This window comes from Cupriavidus sp. C1SS-2L, assembly GCF_057073735.1.
In genome coordinates this window covers 2,089,388-2,106,169 of the sequence record NZ_CP172709.1, presented here as the reverse complement: position 1 = coordinate 2,106,169, position 16,782 = coordinate 2,089,388, and the positions used below count along the sequence as shown (strand labels likewise).

The 16,782-nt window shown below is 65.2% G+C and carries 16 protein-coding genes; 10 read left to right on the top strand and 6 right to left on the bottom strand.

All coding sequences use genetic code 11. From position 1 onward, the window contains the following. Positions 1-78: 78 nt before the first annotated feature. The gene (locus tag ACIGJG_RS27350) at positions 79-546 is read right to left on the bottom strand and encodes a heme-degrading domain-containing protein (protein WP_011300507.1); all 468 of its coding nucleotides are present in this window, start codon (positions 544-546) and stop codon (positions 79-81) included. A 305-nt stretch (positions 547-851) separates the two neighbouring features. Between ACIGJG_RS27350 and ACIGJG_RS27345 the strand changes: the two genes are divergently transcribed. The 4 genes from ACIGJG_RS27345 to ACIGJG_RS27330 are packed head-to-tail and all read left to right on the top strand — an operon-like array spanning position 852 to position 4,820. Next, entirely contained in the window at positions 852-2,111 is a 1,260-nt protein-coding gene (locus tag ACIGJG_RS27345) for a glycosyltransferase family 4 protein (protein WP_483673391.1), read from the top strand. Between the two features lie 22 nt (positions 2,112-2,133). Continuing rightward, positions 2,134-3,186: a UDP-glucuronic acid decarboxylase family protein gene (locus ACIGJG_RS27340; RefSeq protein WP_483673389.1), complete on the top strand. Its 1,053-nt coding sequence runs from the start codon at positions 2,134-2,136 to the stop codon at positions 3,184-3,186. A 51-nt stretch (positions 3,187-3,237) separates the two neighbouring features. Beyond that, on the top strand, positions 3,238-3,948 hold the full coding sequence (locus ACIGJG_RS27335) for a PIG-L deacetylase family protein (protein WP_235679798.1): 711 nt from the start codon (positions 3,238-3,240) through the stop codon (positions 3,946-3,948). Further along, the gene (locus ACIGJG_RS27330) at positions 3,945-4,820 is read left to right on the top strand and encodes a glycosyltransferase family 2 protein (RefSeq protein ID WP_011300511.1); all 876 of its coding nucleotides are present in this window, start codon (positions 3,945-3,947) and stop codon (positions 4,818-4,820) included. The genes ACIGJG_RS27335 and ACIGJG_RS27330 overlap by 4 nt, the downstream gene beginning before the upstream one ends. Here ACIGJG_RS27330 and ACIGJG_RS27325 read toward each other — a convergent pair. The 3 genes from ACIGJG_RS27325 to ACIGJG_RS27315 form a co-directional block, all read right to left on the bottom strand. Then, positions 4,817-7,537: an ATP-binding cassette domain-containing protein gene (locus ACIGJG_RS27325; protein ID WP_011300512.1), complete on the bottom strand. Its 2,721-nt coding sequence runs from the start codon at positions 7,535-7,537 to the stop codon at positions 4,817-4,819. The two genes, ACIGJG_RS27330 and ACIGJG_RS27325, sit on opposite strands and share 4 nt — an antisense overlap. A gap of 35 nt (positions 7,538-7,572) precedes the next feature. Continuing rightward, positions 7,573-8,067: a CBS domain-containing protein gene (locus ACIGJG_RS27320; protein ID WP_483673388.1), complete on the bottom strand. Its 495-nt coding sequence runs from the start codon at positions 8,065-8,067 to the stop codon at positions 7,573-7,575. 194 nt (positions 8,068-8,261) lie between these two features. Continuing rightward, positions 8,262-8,885: a UdgX family uracil-DNA binding protein gene (locus tag ACIGJG_RS27315; protein ID WP_011300514.1), complete on the bottom strand. Its 624-nt coding sequence runs from the start codon at positions 8,883-8,885 to the stop codon at positions 8,262-8,264. A gap of 318 nt (positions 8,886-9,203) precedes the next feature. On the opposite strand from ACIGJG_RS27315, the gene ACIGJG_RS27310 reads away from it, so the two are divergent. From ACIGJG_RS27310 to ACIGJG_RS27300, 3 genes are all read left to right on the top strand, one after another. Beyond that, positions 9,204-9,584: an NUDIX domain-containing protein gene (locus ACIGJG_RS27310; RefSeq protein ID WP_011300515.1), complete on the top strand. Its 381-nt coding sequence runs from the start codon at positions 9,204-9,206 to the stop codon at positions 9,582-9,584. Positions 9,585-10,042: 458 nt separating this feature from the next. Beyond that, entirely contained in the window at positions 10,043-10,201 is a 159-nt protein-coding gene (locus tag ACIGJG_RS27305) for a hypothetical protein (RefSeq protein WP_166487083.1), read from the top strand. Positions 10,202-10,408: 207 nt separating this feature from the next. Continuing rightward, entirely contained in the window at positions 10,409-11,494 is a 1,086-nt protein-coding gene (locus ACIGJG_RS27300; RefSeq protein WP_011300517.1) for a calcium:cation antiporter, read from the top strand. An 18-nt stretch (positions 11,495-11,512) separates the two neighbouring features. On the opposite strand, the gene ACIGJG_RS27295 is transcribed toward ACIGJG_RS27300, so the two are convergent. After that, the gene (locus tag ACIGJG_RS27295; RefSeq protein WP_483673387.1) at positions 11,513-12,631 is read right to left on the bottom strand and encodes a muconate/chloromuconate family cycloisomerase; all 1,119 of its coding nucleotides are present in this window, start codon (positions 12,629-12,631) and stop codon (positions 11,513-11,515) included. Positions 12,632-12,731: 100 nt separating this feature from the next. Next, positions 12,732-13,655 (bottom strand): LysR family transcriptional regulator, encoded by a 924-nt coding sequence (locus ACIGJG_RS27290; RefSeq protein ID WP_041680497.1) that lies wholly within the window; start codon positions 13,653-13,655, stop codon positions 12,732-12,734. A 172-nt stretch (positions 13,656-13,827) separates the two neighbouring features. Between ACIGJG_RS27290 and catA the strand changes: the two genes are divergently transcribed. The 3 genes from catA (at position 13,828) to benB (ending at position 16,733) form a co-directional block, all read left to right on the top strand. Further along, a complete protein-coding gene (catA, locus tag ACIGJG_RS27285; protein ID WP_483673386.1) occupies positions 13,828-14,751 on the top strand; it encodes a catechol 1,2-dioxygenase in 924 nt (307 codons plus the stop codon). Positions 14,752-14,847: 96 nt separating this feature from the next. Further along, positions 14,848-16,245, top strand: a complete 1,398-nt coding sequence (benA, locus tag ACIGJG_RS27280; RefSeq protein ID WP_483673385.1) for a benzoate 1,2-dioxygenase large subunit — start codon at positions 14,848-14,850, stop codon at positions 16,243-16,245. After that, entirely contained in the window at positions 16,242-16,733 is a 492-nt protein-coding gene (gene benB / locus ACIGJG_RS27275; RefSeq protein ID WP_483673384.1) for a benzoate 1,2-dioxygenase small subunit, read from the top strand. Before benA ends, benB begins: the two co-directional genes overlap by 4 nt. Positions 16,734-16,782: the final 49 nt, after the last annotated feature.

Genomic DNA, 16,782 nt, shown 5'->3' with positions numbered 1-16,782 from the left:
CCGCCCCGGGCGGCCGGTCAGCGTCAGCACAGCGAAATGCATGCCAGTGCGGCATGGCCCTGCCGCGTGGCCTGGCGCCTATGTCTTGCGTGACGCTTCCATGCGACCGATGGCCGCCGCACGCAACAGCGCGGCAACACAGCGCGCGAAGGCCTCGTCATACCAGCCATTGGCGCCGCTGACGGCCACGACGATCCCGTCGAGCACGATGCCGCCGGCAAGAAGAATGTCGCCCGCTACGAACCGGTGCGGCGATTGCGTGGCCACGATGCCGGAGTCGATACCCGTGCGCCAGGCAACACGCGCTTTTTCGCGCGCATAGTAGGCGTAGTCGGCATCCCAGCGATCACGCGACGGCAGCGAATGTTCGTAGAGGATGGCTTCCTCGAACGTGCTGGCGCCGCAGGGCCGGCACGGGTCCATCACGACGATATGCATGCAGCGGCTCTCGCCCACATCACGGTCGGCAAGGCTCGCGGTCAGCATCGGCAACGCCAGGGCAACAGCGCGCCGAGCTGACTCGGCGTCGGCGAAACGGGAACTCATGGGGATCTCCTGTCCGGAAGGCGGGGCCCCATTCACGCAACGTCCGTGCCCATGGGCTGGCCCCAGCGCGCGGTGAGCAGAGACGCTTCTACAAGCCGGTGGTAGAAATCGCGGCCCCGAACTTCAACCTGGTGCAGGGGGCGCCCCGGCATGCCGACGGCAAGGCCGGGAACGCGAGAATCGCTATAACGCTTGTCCATCGGTTCCGTGCCGGCTGAAAAAAAACTCCACTGCGACATGGCGCCACCTCTGGCATGCATGCTGCAGAAGCGGGCTACCGATGCCATACCCGACGGGAGCCCGCCATGCAGCGCATTGCCATGATCAGTGAACATGCCTCGCCACTGGCGAGCGTCGGAAGCGTCGACAGCGGTGGACAGAACGTCTACGTCGCGCACCTGGCGCGGCAACTCGGCAAGAGCGGCTATCTGGTAGACGTGTTCACGCGCCGTGACAAGGCCCTGCTGCCGGACGTTGTGGCGTTCGCGCCCAATGTGCGCGTCGTGCATGTGCCGGCCGGGCCTGCGGTATTCGTGCCGAAGGAACAGTTGCTGTCCTTCATGCCGGCGTTCGGCGACTTCATGGTCGACTTCATGCGCCGCGACGCGATCGGGTATGACGTGCTGCACGCCAACTTCTTCATGTCGGGCGTGGCCGCCATGCGCGCGCGCGAGGTGCTCGATATCCCGCTGGTCATGACGTTCCATGCGCTCGGCAAGGTGCGCCGGCTGCATCAGGGCAGCGCCGACGGCTTTCCGGATAACCGTTTCGAGATCGAAGACGAACTCGTGCGCCATGCCGACCGCGTGGTGGCTGAGTGCCCGCAGGACCTGGACGACCTGGCCACGCTGTACGGTGGCGACCCGGAGCGTATCGACATCGTCCCGTGCGGGTTCGATGAAGAAGAATTCGCGCCGCTCGACGGCGCCGAGGCGCGGCGGGCGCTCGACTGGGATGCCGATGTCTTCACGGTGCTTCAGCTGGGCAGGCTGGTGCCGCGCAAGGGTATCGACAACGTCATCCGCGCGATCGGCCACCTGCGGCGCGACTTTCGTATCCCGGCCCGTTTGTATGTCGTCGGCGGCAATGCCGAACAGCCCAGCGTGGAAGCGACGCCCGAGATCGGGCGCCTGCAGGGCGTTGCCGACGAGGCCGGCGTGTCGGACTGCGTCACCTTCGTGGGCCGGCGCAGGCGCTCGGAGCTCTGCCACTTCTATAGCGCATCGGATGTCTTCGTTACCACGCCCTGGTACGAGCCGTTCGGCATCACGCCGGTCGAGGCAATGGCCTGCGGCGTGCCGGTCGTCGGCGCGGATGTAGGTGGCATCCGCTCCACCGTGGTCGATGGCGAAACCGGCTACCTGGTACCGCCGCACGCGCCCGAAGCCCTGGCGGACCGCCTTGCCCGGCTCGCCCGGGACAGGGCACTGGCCCGCCGCATGGGTGCGGCCGGCTTGCAGCGTGCGCATGCGAACTACACGTGGATGAGCGTCGCGCGAACCATGGAACAGGTCTACGCGCGCGTCATGCGTGCCGAGCGCCCGGCACGCCGGGTCGCGGCCTGAACGTAACAACAAGGAGCCAGCCATGCGGGAAGCCGATCGCAAGCGCGTCCTGGTAACCGGAGGTGCCGGGTTTCTGGGTTCGCACCTGAGCGAGCGCCTGGTCGAACTCGGCCACGATGTACTTTGTGTTGATAATTTCTACACGGGCTCGAAGGAGAACATCTCCCACCTGTTGCCTCTCTACAATTTCGAGCTGCTGCGCCACGACGTGACGTTCCCGCTTTATGTCGAGGTGGACCAGATCTACAACCTCGCGTGCCCGGCATCGCCCGTCCACTACCAGAGCGATCCGGTGCAGACCACCAAGACCAGCGTGCATGGCGCGATCAACATGCTCGGACTGGCCAAGCGGGTGAAAGCGCGCATCCTGCAGGCATCCACCAGCGAGGTCTACGGCGACCCGGACAACCATCCGCAGCGCGAAAGCTACTGGGGCCATGTCAACCCTGTCGGGCGGCGCGCCTGCTACGACGAGGGCAAGCGCTGCGCCGAAACGCTGTTCATGGATTACCACCGCCAGCACGGCGTCGATGTGCGTATTGCACGCATTTTCAACACCTACGGGCCGCGCATGCATCCGGCCGACGGACGCGTAGTGTCGAACTTCATTTCGCAGGCGCTGGATGGCGAGCCGCTGACGCTCTACGGTGACGGGTCGCAGACGCGTTCGTTCTGCTTTGTCGATGATCTCGTCGACGGACTGATGCGGTTGATGGAGTCCGACGCCGCGGCAACGCCCGTGAATCTCGGCAACCCGTGCGAATGCACGATGCATGCAATCGCGAACGAGATCCTGCAGGCGACCGGGTCGGCTTCGGCCATCGAGACGCGCCCGCTGCCGGAGGACGATCCGCGCCAGCGCTGCCCCGACATCACACTGGCACGCACGTTGCTGCAGTGGAACCCGGCGACAACCTTGACGGAGGGCCTGCGGCTGACAGTGGCGTATTTCGTCTCGCGTCGGGCCGAACGCGCGCGGCGGCAGAAGGCCGCCAATCGCGCCGCGCCACTGGCGAAGTCCGCGGAAGCATCGCGGCAGGCGCCACAGCCATCGCCCGCTCCCGACGTCTCCTGAAGCCTTCAAGCCTTCCAAGGAACGATGCCGACTTCCCATGCTCCGGAGCGGATGACGATCCTCTCCCCGCACCTCGACGACGCGGTCTTCAGCTGCGGGTGCCTGATCGCTGCCGTCAGGAACCCCAACGTGCTGACCGTCTTCGCGGGCCTTCCGTCGCCGGATATGGAGCCGCCGGAATGGGACCGCGCCGCCGGCTTCGGCAGTGCGCGCGAGGCCGTGCTGTCGCGCCGCCATGAAGACGCGCGCGCGCTCGGACAGCTCGGCGGCCACCCGCTGTGGCTGGACCTGCTGGACAGCCAGTACCGGCACCCCTACACGATCGAAGCGGTGGCCGAGCGTATTCGGGTCTGCCAGATCCTGCAGGAAAGCCGCACCGTGATCGCGCCAATGGGCCTGTTCCACAGCGACCACATCCTCACGCATGCGGCCAGTCTGTCGTTGTGCCGGCCCGCACTGGCCATGGCGGGCGACCACGACAGCGACGACACCGGTGCCGAGCCCCAGCAGTGGCTGTTCTATGAAGACGCGATCTATCGCCGATTACCCGGGCTCGTGCAGAGCCAGCTTGCAGCGTGGCGGCAGGAAGGCCTGATCGCAACGCCGGTCTACTTTGCCACCGCGCCATTTCTGCCGCGCAAGATGGAGGCGGTAAAGGCCTATGTGAGCCAGCTGCCGCTGTTCAGCGCCTCCCAGATTGCCGATATCGGCGCACCGGAGCGCTACTGGTCGCTGGCGTTTGCGGGACGGAGCCAGACGTGACCCATCCCGGCATCAGCGTGGTGGTCCTCACCCACAACCGGCGCGATACGCTCGCGCATACGCTCCACCAGCTCAGCGCGCTGCCGGAGCATCCGCGCGTCGCCGTGGTCGACAATGGCTCGACCGACGGCACGTGCGCCATGCTCGCGGAACAATTCCCCGAGGTGGCCTGCCTGCCCTGCCGCACCAATCTCGGCGCCGCGGGCCGCAACGTCGGTGCGGCGTGGGCGAGTACGCCATACGTGGCCTTTTGCGACGACGATTGCTGGTGGCAGGCCGGTGCGCTCACGCGCGCCTGCGCAATGTTCGACGCCAATCCCGAAATCGCCTCGCTGACGGCCCGTATCCTAGTCGGCCATTCGCAGCGCGAAGATCCGACCAGCACGGCGATGTCGCATAGCCCGCTGCCATCGGCCGGCTTGCCGGGACGAATGATCCTGGGGATCATGGCCGGCGCCACGGCGTTCCGTATCTCGGCCTATATGGAAGCGGGCGGCTACGATCCGCGCTTCTTCATCGGTGGCGAAGAAACGCTGCTGTCATTGCGGCTCGCCGCGCGCGGGTGGTCGCTCGTCTACGCGCCGGATCTGATCGTGCATCACTATCCGAGCGCGGCGCGCGATGCGCAGCAGCGCCGGGCCATGCTCGCGCGCAACGCGGTATGGTCGGCATGGCTGTGCCTGCCGGCAACCATGGCCATGACAGAAACGCTCGCCGCACTGCCGGCGCTGGCCAAGGAGCTGGAGCGCGACGACTGGATGGATCTGCTGCGCGGCATGCGCTGGGTGCTGCAGGAACGTCAGGTAGTGCCGCGCCATGTCGTGTCGGCGCTGCGGCTGGTGCGCAGCGCGCGCCATCATCACGAACGTTAGCGCTCTGGCACCTCCGACCGTTGCGCGGTGTGCGCCTGAATCGCCGCGATCAGCTCAGCCATGCGGACCGGCTTCGGCAGGTGAACCTGGAAGCCGGCCATCATCGCGCGGATGCGATCCTGCGGCTGCGCATGTCCCGACAGCGCGATGGCGGTGAGCCGCCGCAGCAACGGCACCTGGCGCTCGCTTTCCAGCCGCCGCACCTCGCGCAGCACCGTGTAGCCGTCTTCCTCGTCGAGCGCGATATCGCACAGCAGCACATTGGGCCAATTTGCGTGCGACGTGCGTGACAACTCGTGCAACAGGTCCTTGCCGTAGCCGAACGCGAAGGCGCGGGCGCCGAGATCCTCCAGGGCTTCGACGAGGACTTCGCGCGTCGAGCCATCATCATCCAGCACCAGCACACACAAGTCGCGCAGGGCCTGTGGTCCCGGCTCCGGGTAATCCGCGGGCGATGGCAACGGCGGCGCGACAGCTTCGCGGACCGGCCGCATCGGCATGCGGAAGCTCCAGGCCTGGCGGCCGGCGTCGCCGGTCAGCGTCACGCCCGCCTCGGCCAGCCGACCCTGGAGCTGCTGGATATCCGCAGGTGGTACGCGACGCCCTTCGGCCGGCTGCGTCGCCGTCAATGTCAGCGCCGCATCACCATTGAGGCGATCGAGCCGCAACTCGATCCGCCCGCCTTCGTCCATGCTGTCGATCACGCTCTCGCACAGTTGCCAGATGCCCTGCTGCAGCACACCGGGATCGCCGGTGACACGAAGCTCCGTCTCGCCGATGATCGTGAACAGATGGACATTGCGCTCGGCGATGATGTCGCGCAGCCCATCGACCACGCCCGCCACCAGCGTCTCGAGCCGGATCGGCTGCATGGCCAGGCGTTCTTCCGTGCGTTCGAGTTCGCGCTGCTGCTGCTGCAGCCGCCACATTTGCGCATACACGCCGCCGCGTGCGAGCAGGCCCTGGTGCGTGCCGGCTTCCACGACACGGCCGTGTTCCATGACGAGGATGTGGTCGGCCTCGGCAATCGTCGACAAACGGTGCGCGATGATGAACGCAGTACGGCCCTTCGACACTTCCGCAAGCTCCTGCTGGATCGCGCGTTCCGTGCGCGTGTCGAGCGCCGAAGTCGCTTCATCGAACACGATGATCGGCGGCTTCTTCAGCATGGCGCGGGCAATGGCCACGCGCTGCCGCTCGCCGCCGGAAAGCCTCACGCCCCGCTCGCCAACCATGGTGTCGTAGCCGTCGGGCAAGCGGTCGACGAGGGTATCGAGCTGCGCGGCACGCGCGGCGTCCACCACGTCGGCACGCGTCGCGCCTTCGCGCCCGTAGGCGATGTTGTAGGCGATCGTGTCGTTGAACAGGATGGTGTCCTGCGGCACGATGCCGACCCGTTCGCGCAGGCTGCGCTGCGTGACGAGCCGCAGGTCCTGCCCGTCGATGAGGATTCGGCCGGAATCCGGCTGGTAGAGCCGGAACAGCAGCCGCGCCAGCGTCGATTTTCCCGACCCGCTACCGCCGACCACAGCCACGGTCTGTCCGGCCCCGACCTGGAAGCTCACATCCCATAACGTCTGGCGGCTTGGGTCATAGCTGAAGTTGACGTGCTCGAACGCAATGGTGCCGGTATTGACCCGCAATGGCGACGCGCCTGGGGCATCGTCGTCCTCGCCGGCGCGACCTTTCGCGTCAAGCAGCGCAAACAGCCGTTCGACATTGGTCATGGCGTCGTTCGATTCGCGGAAGATGAAGCCCAGCGTATTGAGCGGCAGCACGACCTGGATGATGTACGCGTTGATCAGGACCAGGTCGCCGACCGTCAGCGTCCCATGCAGGACCTTGTCCACGCCAAGGAGCATGACGCCGGCCACGCCGACGGCAATGCAGGCACTCTGCGCGATATGCAGCGTGGACAACGCATACTGGTTTTCCACGCTGATGTCGGTCCAGCGGCCGAGCAGGCCGCCGAGCCGCTCCGACTCGAACGACTCGCGCGCGAAGTACTTGACGGTGTCGTAATTCAGCAGGCTGTCAACCACCTTGCTGTTGGTCTTCGCCTCCACGCGGTTGACTTCGCGCTGCACGCGCATGCGCCGCCGCGCGAGCAGCACCGTGCAGATCGTGTAGAGCGCGAACACCATGACGATGATCAGCGCGAAGCCCGCGCCATAGCCTGCGACCATGATGATGAGCACCGAGCCTATCTCCAGCAACGTCGGCACGATGGTAAAGACCGACACCCCCAGCAGGAAGCCGATTGCGGCGGTGCCTTTCTCCAGGTCGCGGATCACGCCGCCGGTTTCGCGCCGCGCATGGAACCTTGCGCCGAGCTTGTGCAGATGCGCGAAAGTGCGGGCCATGAAGCTGGCGACGGTATTCTGTGCGACGCTGGCGAAGACCACGTCGCGCAGTTCGTTGAACGCGTTGCCAAGCAGGCGCAATACGGCGTAGGCGAGCACCAGGTACGCTGGCATCGTCACGACGAGGCGCGTGACCGAGCCGGCATGCCCGACCGGCGCCGCGCCGACCAGCGACTGGATCGGCGTGAGTTCGTCGACGATCAGCTTGAGGACGAGCGGCACCGCCACCACCGCCGCCTTCGCCAGCAGCAGCAGCGCCACGGCAACGAGCACGCGTGTGCGAAACCGCCAGATCGCGCGCCACAGCTCGCCTGCGATCCTCCGGCGCGAGACGCGAGGCGTTATTCCCGGCATTCCCGCTTTCAGGGATTCGATTAGCCCGGGCGCTATCAGCGGTCCGGCTCGGACGGGTTCGAGACCTCGGTCAGCGTATCGCCGGCCTTGGCGATGTCGCCGGACTTGGTCGCGATATCGCCGAGCGACACAATGCCGACCAGCCTGTCGTCCTTGTCGATCACGGGCACACGGCGAATCTGCCGTTCGGCCATCTTTGCGAGCGCATCGTCGATGGTGTCGTCATCGCGGCACCACAGCGGCCGCTCGGACATTGCGTCGACGATCCGGGTCTGCGGGTCCTTGCCCACGGCGATGCACCGGCACGTGATGTCGCGGTCCGTCACCATCCCGCGCAACTGTCCGTCGACGCACACGGGTAGCGTGCCGACATTGAGGTCGTCCATGAGTTTTGCGGCTTCCTGCAGTGTGCAGTCAGGCGTGATGTACTGGGGATTGGCGGTCATCACGTCGCGCAGCCGCAGCGACGAGGTGGGCGTGGCAGCTTGCCGCCTATGCTGCGTACGCTGCGTTTGCAAGTGGGTGGCCATCTGGTTCTCCATGTCTGCGCTTTGCCTGCGCTTTGTCTGGTCGTCGGATCGCCGTCACCGTCACTTGGGGCGGCTCGAGGCACGGATGTGCATTGCAACGACCATGCCCGTCCGCAGCGATCTCGACAGCGGCACGCAATCAGGGCGACGGGTTCGTAAGGCCGAAGGGCAATTGCAGTCCGCCATGGAAAGAATTACCGCCTGCGCCCGGCACCCGCGAGGCGCACGGCCTGCCGCAGGCTGGCCACGATGCGTTCGAATGCGGCATGGCGGCCTTCTTCGCTACGCTGCCGCAGCACGAACGACGGATGGTAGGTCGCCACGACGATCCGCCCTTCCCGTTCGACCGGCGCGTCCATCAGCGTCGACAGCGCCACGCGCTTCTTGCCGAGCACCGCGCCGGTGGCCGTCGCGCCGAGCGCAACGATCACGGTGGGCTCGACGGCCCTGATCTCCTGTTCGAGCCAGATACCGCACGCTTCGACCTCGAGCTGGCCCGGCGTCTTGTGCAGGCGCCGCTTGCCGCGCAACTGGAACTTGAAATGCTTGACGGCATTGGTCAGATAGACGTCATGGCGCTCCAGTCCCGCGCGCTCCAGCGCCTCGCTCAGCAGGCGGCCGGCAGGCCCGACGAAGGGTTCGCCCTGCAGATCCTCCTCATTGCCCGGCTGCTCGCCGACGAGCATCAGCTTCGCGCTGGTGGGGCCGGCTCCCGGCACGCCTTGCGTAGCGTCGTGCCACAACGGGCAACGCCGGCATGCGTTGACTTCCTCGCGTGCCGGTACGGCTTCGCTATGCGTCTCAGCGCGTTTGGGCATGAGTGGATATCCTTGGCAAAGATGCGCAGTGTCCAATCAAGATGCATGCCGGACGCGAGCCGCGCATGTCGGCAACCGACAGCCGGAGCCTGGCACGCCAGATGCTGGGTGCGGATGCCGATTGACAGGTAGTGGCCATACGCGGGTACCATCGTGCTCCGCCCACTTACGAGCTTGATCAGAACGAAAAGCGTGCGGCCTGGATGGCGTTCGCCTGTCCCGGCAGGCAACGCCAAGCCAGCAATAAGAAGACGGAGCGCGCTTCCATCGGCGCACCACGCGGCAGGCGATACCGCCGCGCTATTGCAGGGAGCTGACATGCAACCGCTGAAACCCAAGGTCCGGTCCACGATCGTGTGCATCCGGCACGGTCACGTGCTGCTCGTTTCCAAGGATGGGGTGCGATGGGCATTGCCCGGCGGCCGTCCGGGCAAGCAGGAATCCCCAGAGCAAACCGCGCGGCGCGAACTGCAGCAGGAAACAGCGCTTGACGCCAAGCTGGTCGGCGCGTTCCAGTTCATCGGTGCAACCACGGTGCATCACGTCTTCACTGCTGCCATCGGTAGCTCCGCACGGCCCAAGCCAGGGCAAGAGATCAAGTGCCTGCAGTGGCTCCCTCACGACAAACTCGGCGACATCGAGACGAGCCCGACGACGCGGCAGATTGTGTCGCAGTTTTTTCAAGAGGAAATGCGGTAGGAGCGTGTCGCGCAAGCAACGGGTCTATGGGCGCGCGCGCGCATATCGCATGCGACACGTTTACGGCGTCAAGTGGCGTGTGGGGAATGCGAAATGTGATCGGTTGGATTAACCGTCGTTGTAGCGCGACAGTCGGTGGGAATGGCTCATTTTGAGCATGGCTTCGGGAGGTACACTCGGAAGCGGGGCGGTTAACGGGTACGCCTCCACCACTTAAAGCCCTCGACCACCCCGGCCGAGGGCTTTTTTATTCTTGGTGCAGTTGGAAAGCGGGCGAGATCGGGCTATCGCTCTTGGCGGCAACAGCCACGCATGCCAGGCCATGCGGCCCAGCGGCGTAACCTCTCCATCCGTCCCCCACCTAAAGAGGGATGTCCGACGTAACGAATGCTGCCCATACTCCGCCCTTACCGGCCCCAAGAGCCGTTCAAAAAAATCAAAAAGAACAGGGTCAGGAAATGCAGCACGTCGTCGCTTACGGCGCCTATTTCGTCGCCTGCCTCATCGCATTGCTCGCAGCCGCCCGCTGGATTGCGCGCAACCACCCCGCATTGCGGGATGCAGCACCTCCTCGCGCCGCCGAAAAAGACGATTCCTCCACGCCTGCAGGCACCTAGCCCCGGAAATCAGACCCGAACCACGGCGAATTCCATTCAAGTTCGCACAATCTCGGGGAACTGAATGTCCTTTGGCTTGCCATACCAGTGCTGTCGTCGTTATATGCGGCGCCAGCCACCCTTCTGCTTCGTGCCGGGCATCAATCACCCGCACGTCTCGATGCCGCCGCCCGGCGGCCACATAAAACTAGAAAGGAAAAAACAGGGATGGCACTGACTTCCAACAAGCTGCCGGCGTGGACCGTGTGGGCCCCGCTTGCCGCGGCGGCGATTCTCGCCGCCGGACTTGGCTTGCCCACCCAGGGCTGGCTGATCATGCTGATGGCGCCCGCGCTGGCCGGCGCGGTGTTCGCCGCCGTACATCATGCGGAAGTGGTCGCCCATAAGGTCGGAGAACCGTTCGGCACGCTGGTGCTCGCCATTGCGGTGACCGTGATCGAGGTTGCGTTGATCGTCTCCGTAATGCTGTCATCCGGGCCTGAGAAAGCCGGCCTTGCGCGTGACACGGTGTTCGCCGCGGTCATGCTGATCTGCAATGGCATCGTCGGTCTATGCCTGTTCGTCGGCGGGCTGCACCATCGCGAGCAGGTGTTCCAGGCACCGGGCGCAAATGCCGCCATGGCCGTGCTGGCTGCGCTGCTGGTGCTGACCATGGTGCTGCCCAACTACACCAGCAGTTCGCCGGGCCCGGTGCTCACGCCCGCGCAACTTGGCTTTGCCGGCGTGATGTCGCTCGTGCTGTATGGCTCGTTCGTGTTCGTGCAGACCGTGCGCCACCGCGACTATTTCCTTGCGGAAGGCAGCTCGGACGAGAACGTCCACGCCCCGCCCCCGCCTGGCCGTGTGGCTGCGATCAGCGGTTTGCTGCTGGTGGTCTGCCTGGTGCTCGTCGTCGGTCTGGCCAAGCTGCTGTCGCCGTCGGTGGAGGCCGCCGTGTTGCGTGCCGGCGCGCCCGCCGCGGTGGTCGGAATCATCATCGCGGCCATGGTGCTGCTGCCCGAAGGCCTGGCCGCGTTGCGCGCGGCGCGAGCGGACCGGCTCCAGACGAGCCTGAACCTCGCGCTCGGCTCCGCACTGGCCAGCATCGGCCTGACCATTCCGGCCGTGGCGGCAGTCTTCATCTGGATCGGGCAACCGCTCGAACTCGGACTCGGCGCCAAGGAAACGGTGCTGCTGATGCTGACGCTGGTGGTGTCGTCGCTCACGCTGGGCAGGGGCCGAACCACGATCCTGCAAGGTGTCGTGCACCTTGTGATCCTGGCCGCCTACCTGTTCCTGTCGGTAGTGCCCTGAACGGACACTACCGCTGGCTCACGCGCGACGGTAGTGCGCGAGCTTGTCTTCATCGAGCGCGAGGCCCAGTCCCGGGCCTGCGGGCAGGTGCAGGCTGAAATCGCGATATTCGGGCCGCTGCACGACTACATCGTCCTTGAGCAGCAGCGGGCCGAACAACTCTGTGCCCCACGCAAGTTGCGGCAGCGTGCAGAAGCCGTGCGCGGCAGCGATGGTGCCCACGCTGCCTTCCAGCATCGTACCGCCGTATAGCGCGATACCCGCGGCATCGCCAACCGCTGCCGTGCGCAGCATGCCGAAGATGCCGCCCGATTTCGCGATCTTCAGCGCGAACACATCGGCACCGCCGATGCGCGCGAGTTCCATGGCATCTTCTGGGCCACATACCGCTTCATCCGCCATGATCGGCACGACGAAGCGCGCCGCCAGACGGGCCAGCGCCGTACGTTGCTCACGCGGCGTGGGTTGCTCGATCAGGTCGATGCCAGCGGCTTCGAGCATGGCAATACCACCCGCGGCATCGGCCTCGTTCCACGCCTGGTTGATATCCACCGTCACGCGTGCACGGTCAGCCAGCGCGCGCTTGATGGCGGACACATGCGCCACGTCATCACGCACGCTGCGCCGGCCGATCTTGAGCTTGAACGTGTTGTGACGACGTTCGGCCAGCAGGCGCTCGGCTTCGTCGATATCGCGTGCCGTATCACCGCTGGCCAGCGTCCACAGGACAGGGAGCGTGGCGCGCACGGCGCCGCCGAGCAGCGTGGCGAGCGGCACGCCGAGGCGTTTGCCTTGCGCATCAAGCAGCGCTGTCTCCAGAGCCGACTTGGCAAAGCGATTGCCGCGCGCGATCTTGTTCAGGCGTGCCATGGCGGCATGGACATTGGTCGCATCTTCGCCGGCCAGCGCAGGCGCCAGGTAAGTGTCGATCGCCAGCTTGATGCCTTCGGGGCTTTCATCGCCATAGGAAAGGCCACCAATGGTGGTGGCCTCGCCGATGCCTTCGATGCCGTCGCTGCAGCGCAGCCGCACGATCACCAGCGTCTGCTGCTGCATGGTGGCCATGGCCAGTTGATGGGCCCGGATGGTGGGCAGGTCGACCAGGATGGCCTCAATGGAAGAAATCGTCGCTTTCATACCTTCTCGATACAGTGGATGTCGTATGCGAAAGTATGGGAGCCTGATTTCCGGCTGTCCAAGACCGATGATGTCTCGTCGCATACCCGTTAGGTATGGCTTAAGCGCTCTCGTGGCCCGGCGGGTTGTACGGAATGCCCAGTTCTTCGTAGAGCTGGTAGATCATCGCCTGCATCTCACGCAGGTCCTGCGATTCATCGAGCATGCGCATGCTCATGATGATCGGCGACACCAGGCTCGGGTCGTCGAGTTCGACATAGCTCACATCGTCGCGCTTGAGGCCGTACACACTGCTCGGCACCACCGAAATCCCCTCGCCCATCGCGACCAGCCCCAGCGCGATCTGCAGTTCGCGCACCTCATGCAGCCGGCGCGGCTTCAAGGCGCGATCATGGAACGCCGCAAGCACCTGGTCGGCGAAACTGGGCCGCGGCGCCTTGGGGAAGATGATCAGCGACTCCTCCACCAGGTCATGCAGCGACAGCGTCTTTCGCCCCGCAGCCAGCGGGTGCCCGAGCGGCAACGCCACGATCATGCGCTCCTCGCGCAGCACCACGCGCCGCACGGCCGGGTCGTCGTGCCGGATGCGGCCGAAGCCCACATCGATGCGCCCGTCCTTGAGCGCCTTGATCTGGTCCATGGTCGACATCTCGTGCAGGCTCATCTCGATATCGGGATGCTCGGTGCGAAAGCGCCGGATGATCCGCGGCAGCATGCCGTACAGCGTGGAGCCGACAAAGCCGACCGACATCTTGCGCTCTATCTTGGCCACGCGCCGCGTCATGGCCTCCAGCTCCGACGTCTGCGCTAGCAGCTGCAGCGCGTGCGTGTAAAAGAAGCGCCCGGTGTCGGTCAGCCGCAGCGGCCGCGTATTGCGCTCGAACAACTGGACACCGAGCACCTCCTCTAATTGCTGGATCTGGCGGCTCAGCGGAGGTTGCGCAATATGCAGGCGCTCGGCCGCGCGGGTGAAGTTGCGTTCCTCCGCGACGGCGACGAAGTAGCGCAGGTGTCTCAATTCTATGGTCATACCCAGCAGGTATAAAGAAGATACTAAATCAGTGTTGGACGCCTCAAATACCCGTCAACTATGCTCCGTACCAAGTCGAACGGCAAGTCTTGATACCCCAAACGCATTATCTGACTGACCGTTCGACCCCGACACTACCAGACAATCACATCCCCGGAGCAGACAAATGACGCATGCAGAGATCGAGGCACTGGCCAAGCAATTCATCGTCGATACCGCCACGCAGGGCACCGCGAACGCACGTGTGCAGCAGGTCGTGCTGCGCCTGACCACCGACCTGTTCAAGGCCATCGAAGACCTCGACCTGAGCCAGAGCGAAGTGTGGAAGGGTATCGAGTACATGGCCGAGGCCGGCGCCACGCAGGAACTGGGTCTGCTTGCGGCAGGATTGGGTCTGGAACGCTTCCTGGACGTCCGTGCAGACGAGGCCGACGCCAAGGCCGGTATCTCCGGCGGCACCCCGCGCACCATCGAAGGCCCGCTGTACGTGGCCGGCGCACCGGAAAGCAAGGGCTTCGCCCGCCTGGACGACGGCAGCGAAGCCGACAAGGGTGAAGTGCTGTTCATGCAGGGCACCGTCTATGACGGCGAAGGCAAGCCGCTGCCGGGCGCCAAGGTCGAGGTGTGGCACGCCAACCTGATGGGCAACTACTCGTTCTTCGACAAGACGCAGTCGCACTTCAACCTGCGCCGGACCATCGTCACCGACGACAAGGGCCGCTACCAGTTCCGCAGCAATGTGCCGATGGGCTATGGCTGCCCGCCGCAAGGCACCACGCAGCGCCTGCTGGACCAACTGGCGCGCCACGGCCGCCGTCCCGCGCACATCCACTTCTTCGTGTCCGCGCCGGGCCACCGCAAGCTGACCACGCAAATCAACATCGACGGCGACGAGTACCTGTGGGACGACTTCGCGTTCGCCAGCCGTGAAGGCCTGGTGCCGGCCGTGACCCGCGTGAGCGACCCGGCAGCACTGGACAAGCATGGCGTGGACAAGCCGTTCGCCTCGATCGACTTCGACTTCCGCCTGAACAGCGAGCGCGACAACGCGCCTTCGGCCGAAGTCGAGCGCACCCGCGCTGCCGCCTGAGGCTTCCAGATGACGCTGCCGGCAGGCAGCACCCACCGGGGACGGCCGCCCGGTTCCACCAACGGGCCGAAAGACACCGAATCAGGAGACGATTCCATGATCCCCATCCACGTGGACCGGGGCACGGCCCCCGCTCGCCCGCGCCTCTCGCTCGACCAGTTCCTCGTCGAAAACCATGAGACCGGCGACTACCGCCTGCATCGCAGCGCGTTCACCGACGAAGCACTGTTCGAACTCGAGATGAAGCACATCTTCGAGGGCAACTGGATCTACCTGGCCCACGAAAGCCAGATCCCGAACAACAACGACTACTACACCACGCACATGGGCCGCCAGCCCGTGTTCATCGCCCGCAACCGCCAGGGCGAACTGAATGCCTTCATCAACGCATGCACCCACCGCGGCGCCATGCTGTGCCGGCACAAGCGCGGCAACAAGGCCACCTACACCTGCCCGTTCCACGGCTGGACCTTCAACAACAGCGGCAAGCTGCTCAAGGTGAAGGACCCCGAAGGCGCCGGCTACCCCGAGTGCTTCAACAAGGAAGGCTCGCACGACCTGAAGAAGGTGGCGCGCTTCGAGAACTACCGCGGCTTCCTGTTCGGCAGCCTCAATGACGACGTGCTGCCGCTCGAGGATTTCCTCGGCGATGCGGCACGCATCATCGACATGATTGCCGACCAGTCGCCCGATGGCCTGGAAGTGCTGCGCGGCTCGTCCACCTACACCTACGAAGGCAACTGGAAGCTGCAGGCCGAAAACGGCGCCGACGGCTACCACGTATCCGCCGTGCACTGGAACTACGCGGCCACCACCAACCACCGCAAGCAGCAGAACGAGCGCGAAGACAAGATCCGCGCGATGGATGCCGGCAAGTGGGGCCAGCAAGGCGGCGGCTTCTACGCGTTCGATCATGGCCATATGCTGCTGTGGACGCGCTGGGCCAACCCGGAAGACCGGCCCAACTTCGCGCGCCGCGCTGAATTCGCCGAGCGCTGCGGAGAGGAAACCGCGGACTGGATGATCCAGAACTCGCGCAACCTGTGCCTGTACCCGAACGTGTACCTGATGGACCAGTTCGGCTCGCAGATCCGCCTGCTGCGCCCGCTGTCGGTCGACAAGACCGAAGTCACGATCTACTGCATCGCGCCGAAGGGAGAACCCGACGACGCCCGTGCGCGCCGCATCCGCCAGTACGAAGATTTCTTCAACGTGAGCGGCATGGCCACGCCGGACGATCTCGAGGAATTCCGCGCCTGTCAGCAGGGCTACAACGGCAGCGCGCTGGCCTGGAACGACATGTGCCGCGGCTCCGAGCACTGGATCGAAGGCCCCGATGAAGCGGCGCAACGCATCGGCCTGAACCCCGTCATGAGCGGCGTGCGGACCGAGGATGAAGGGCTCTACACCGTGCAACACCGCTACTGGCTCGACGTCATGAAGAAGGCCATGGCCGAACAAGACACGGAAGACTGCAACGGGAGCGCCGCATGAGCACCGTCGACATCGCCGCCGTCCAGGCGTTCCTGTACCGCGAAGCCCGCCTGCTTGACGACGAGCAGTGGGACGAGTGGCTGACCTGCTACCACGCCGAGTCGCGCTTCTGGATGCCGTGCTGGGACGACGACGGCCAGCTCATCACCGATCCGGAGCGCGAGATCTCGCTGATCTTCTACCCGAGCCGCCAGGGCTTGGAAGACCGCATCTTTCGCATCAAGACCGAGCGTTCGAGCGCGACGATTCCGGACACGCGCACGTGCCACAACCTCAGCAACGTGGAGATCGTGGAACGCGACGGCGACAAGCTGACCGTACGCTTCAACTGGCACACGCTCGCGCACCGGTACCAGACCAACTACAGCTACTTCGGCATGTCGCGCTACGTGATCGACTTTGCCGGCGCGCACCCGCAGATCCTGGACAAGTATGTCGTGCTCAAGAACGACTACATCAACCAGGTTATCGACATCTATCACATCTGAGTAGGGTTCGCCGGCCCGCGGAGATTCCGTTCGGGCCAGCGGACACGGC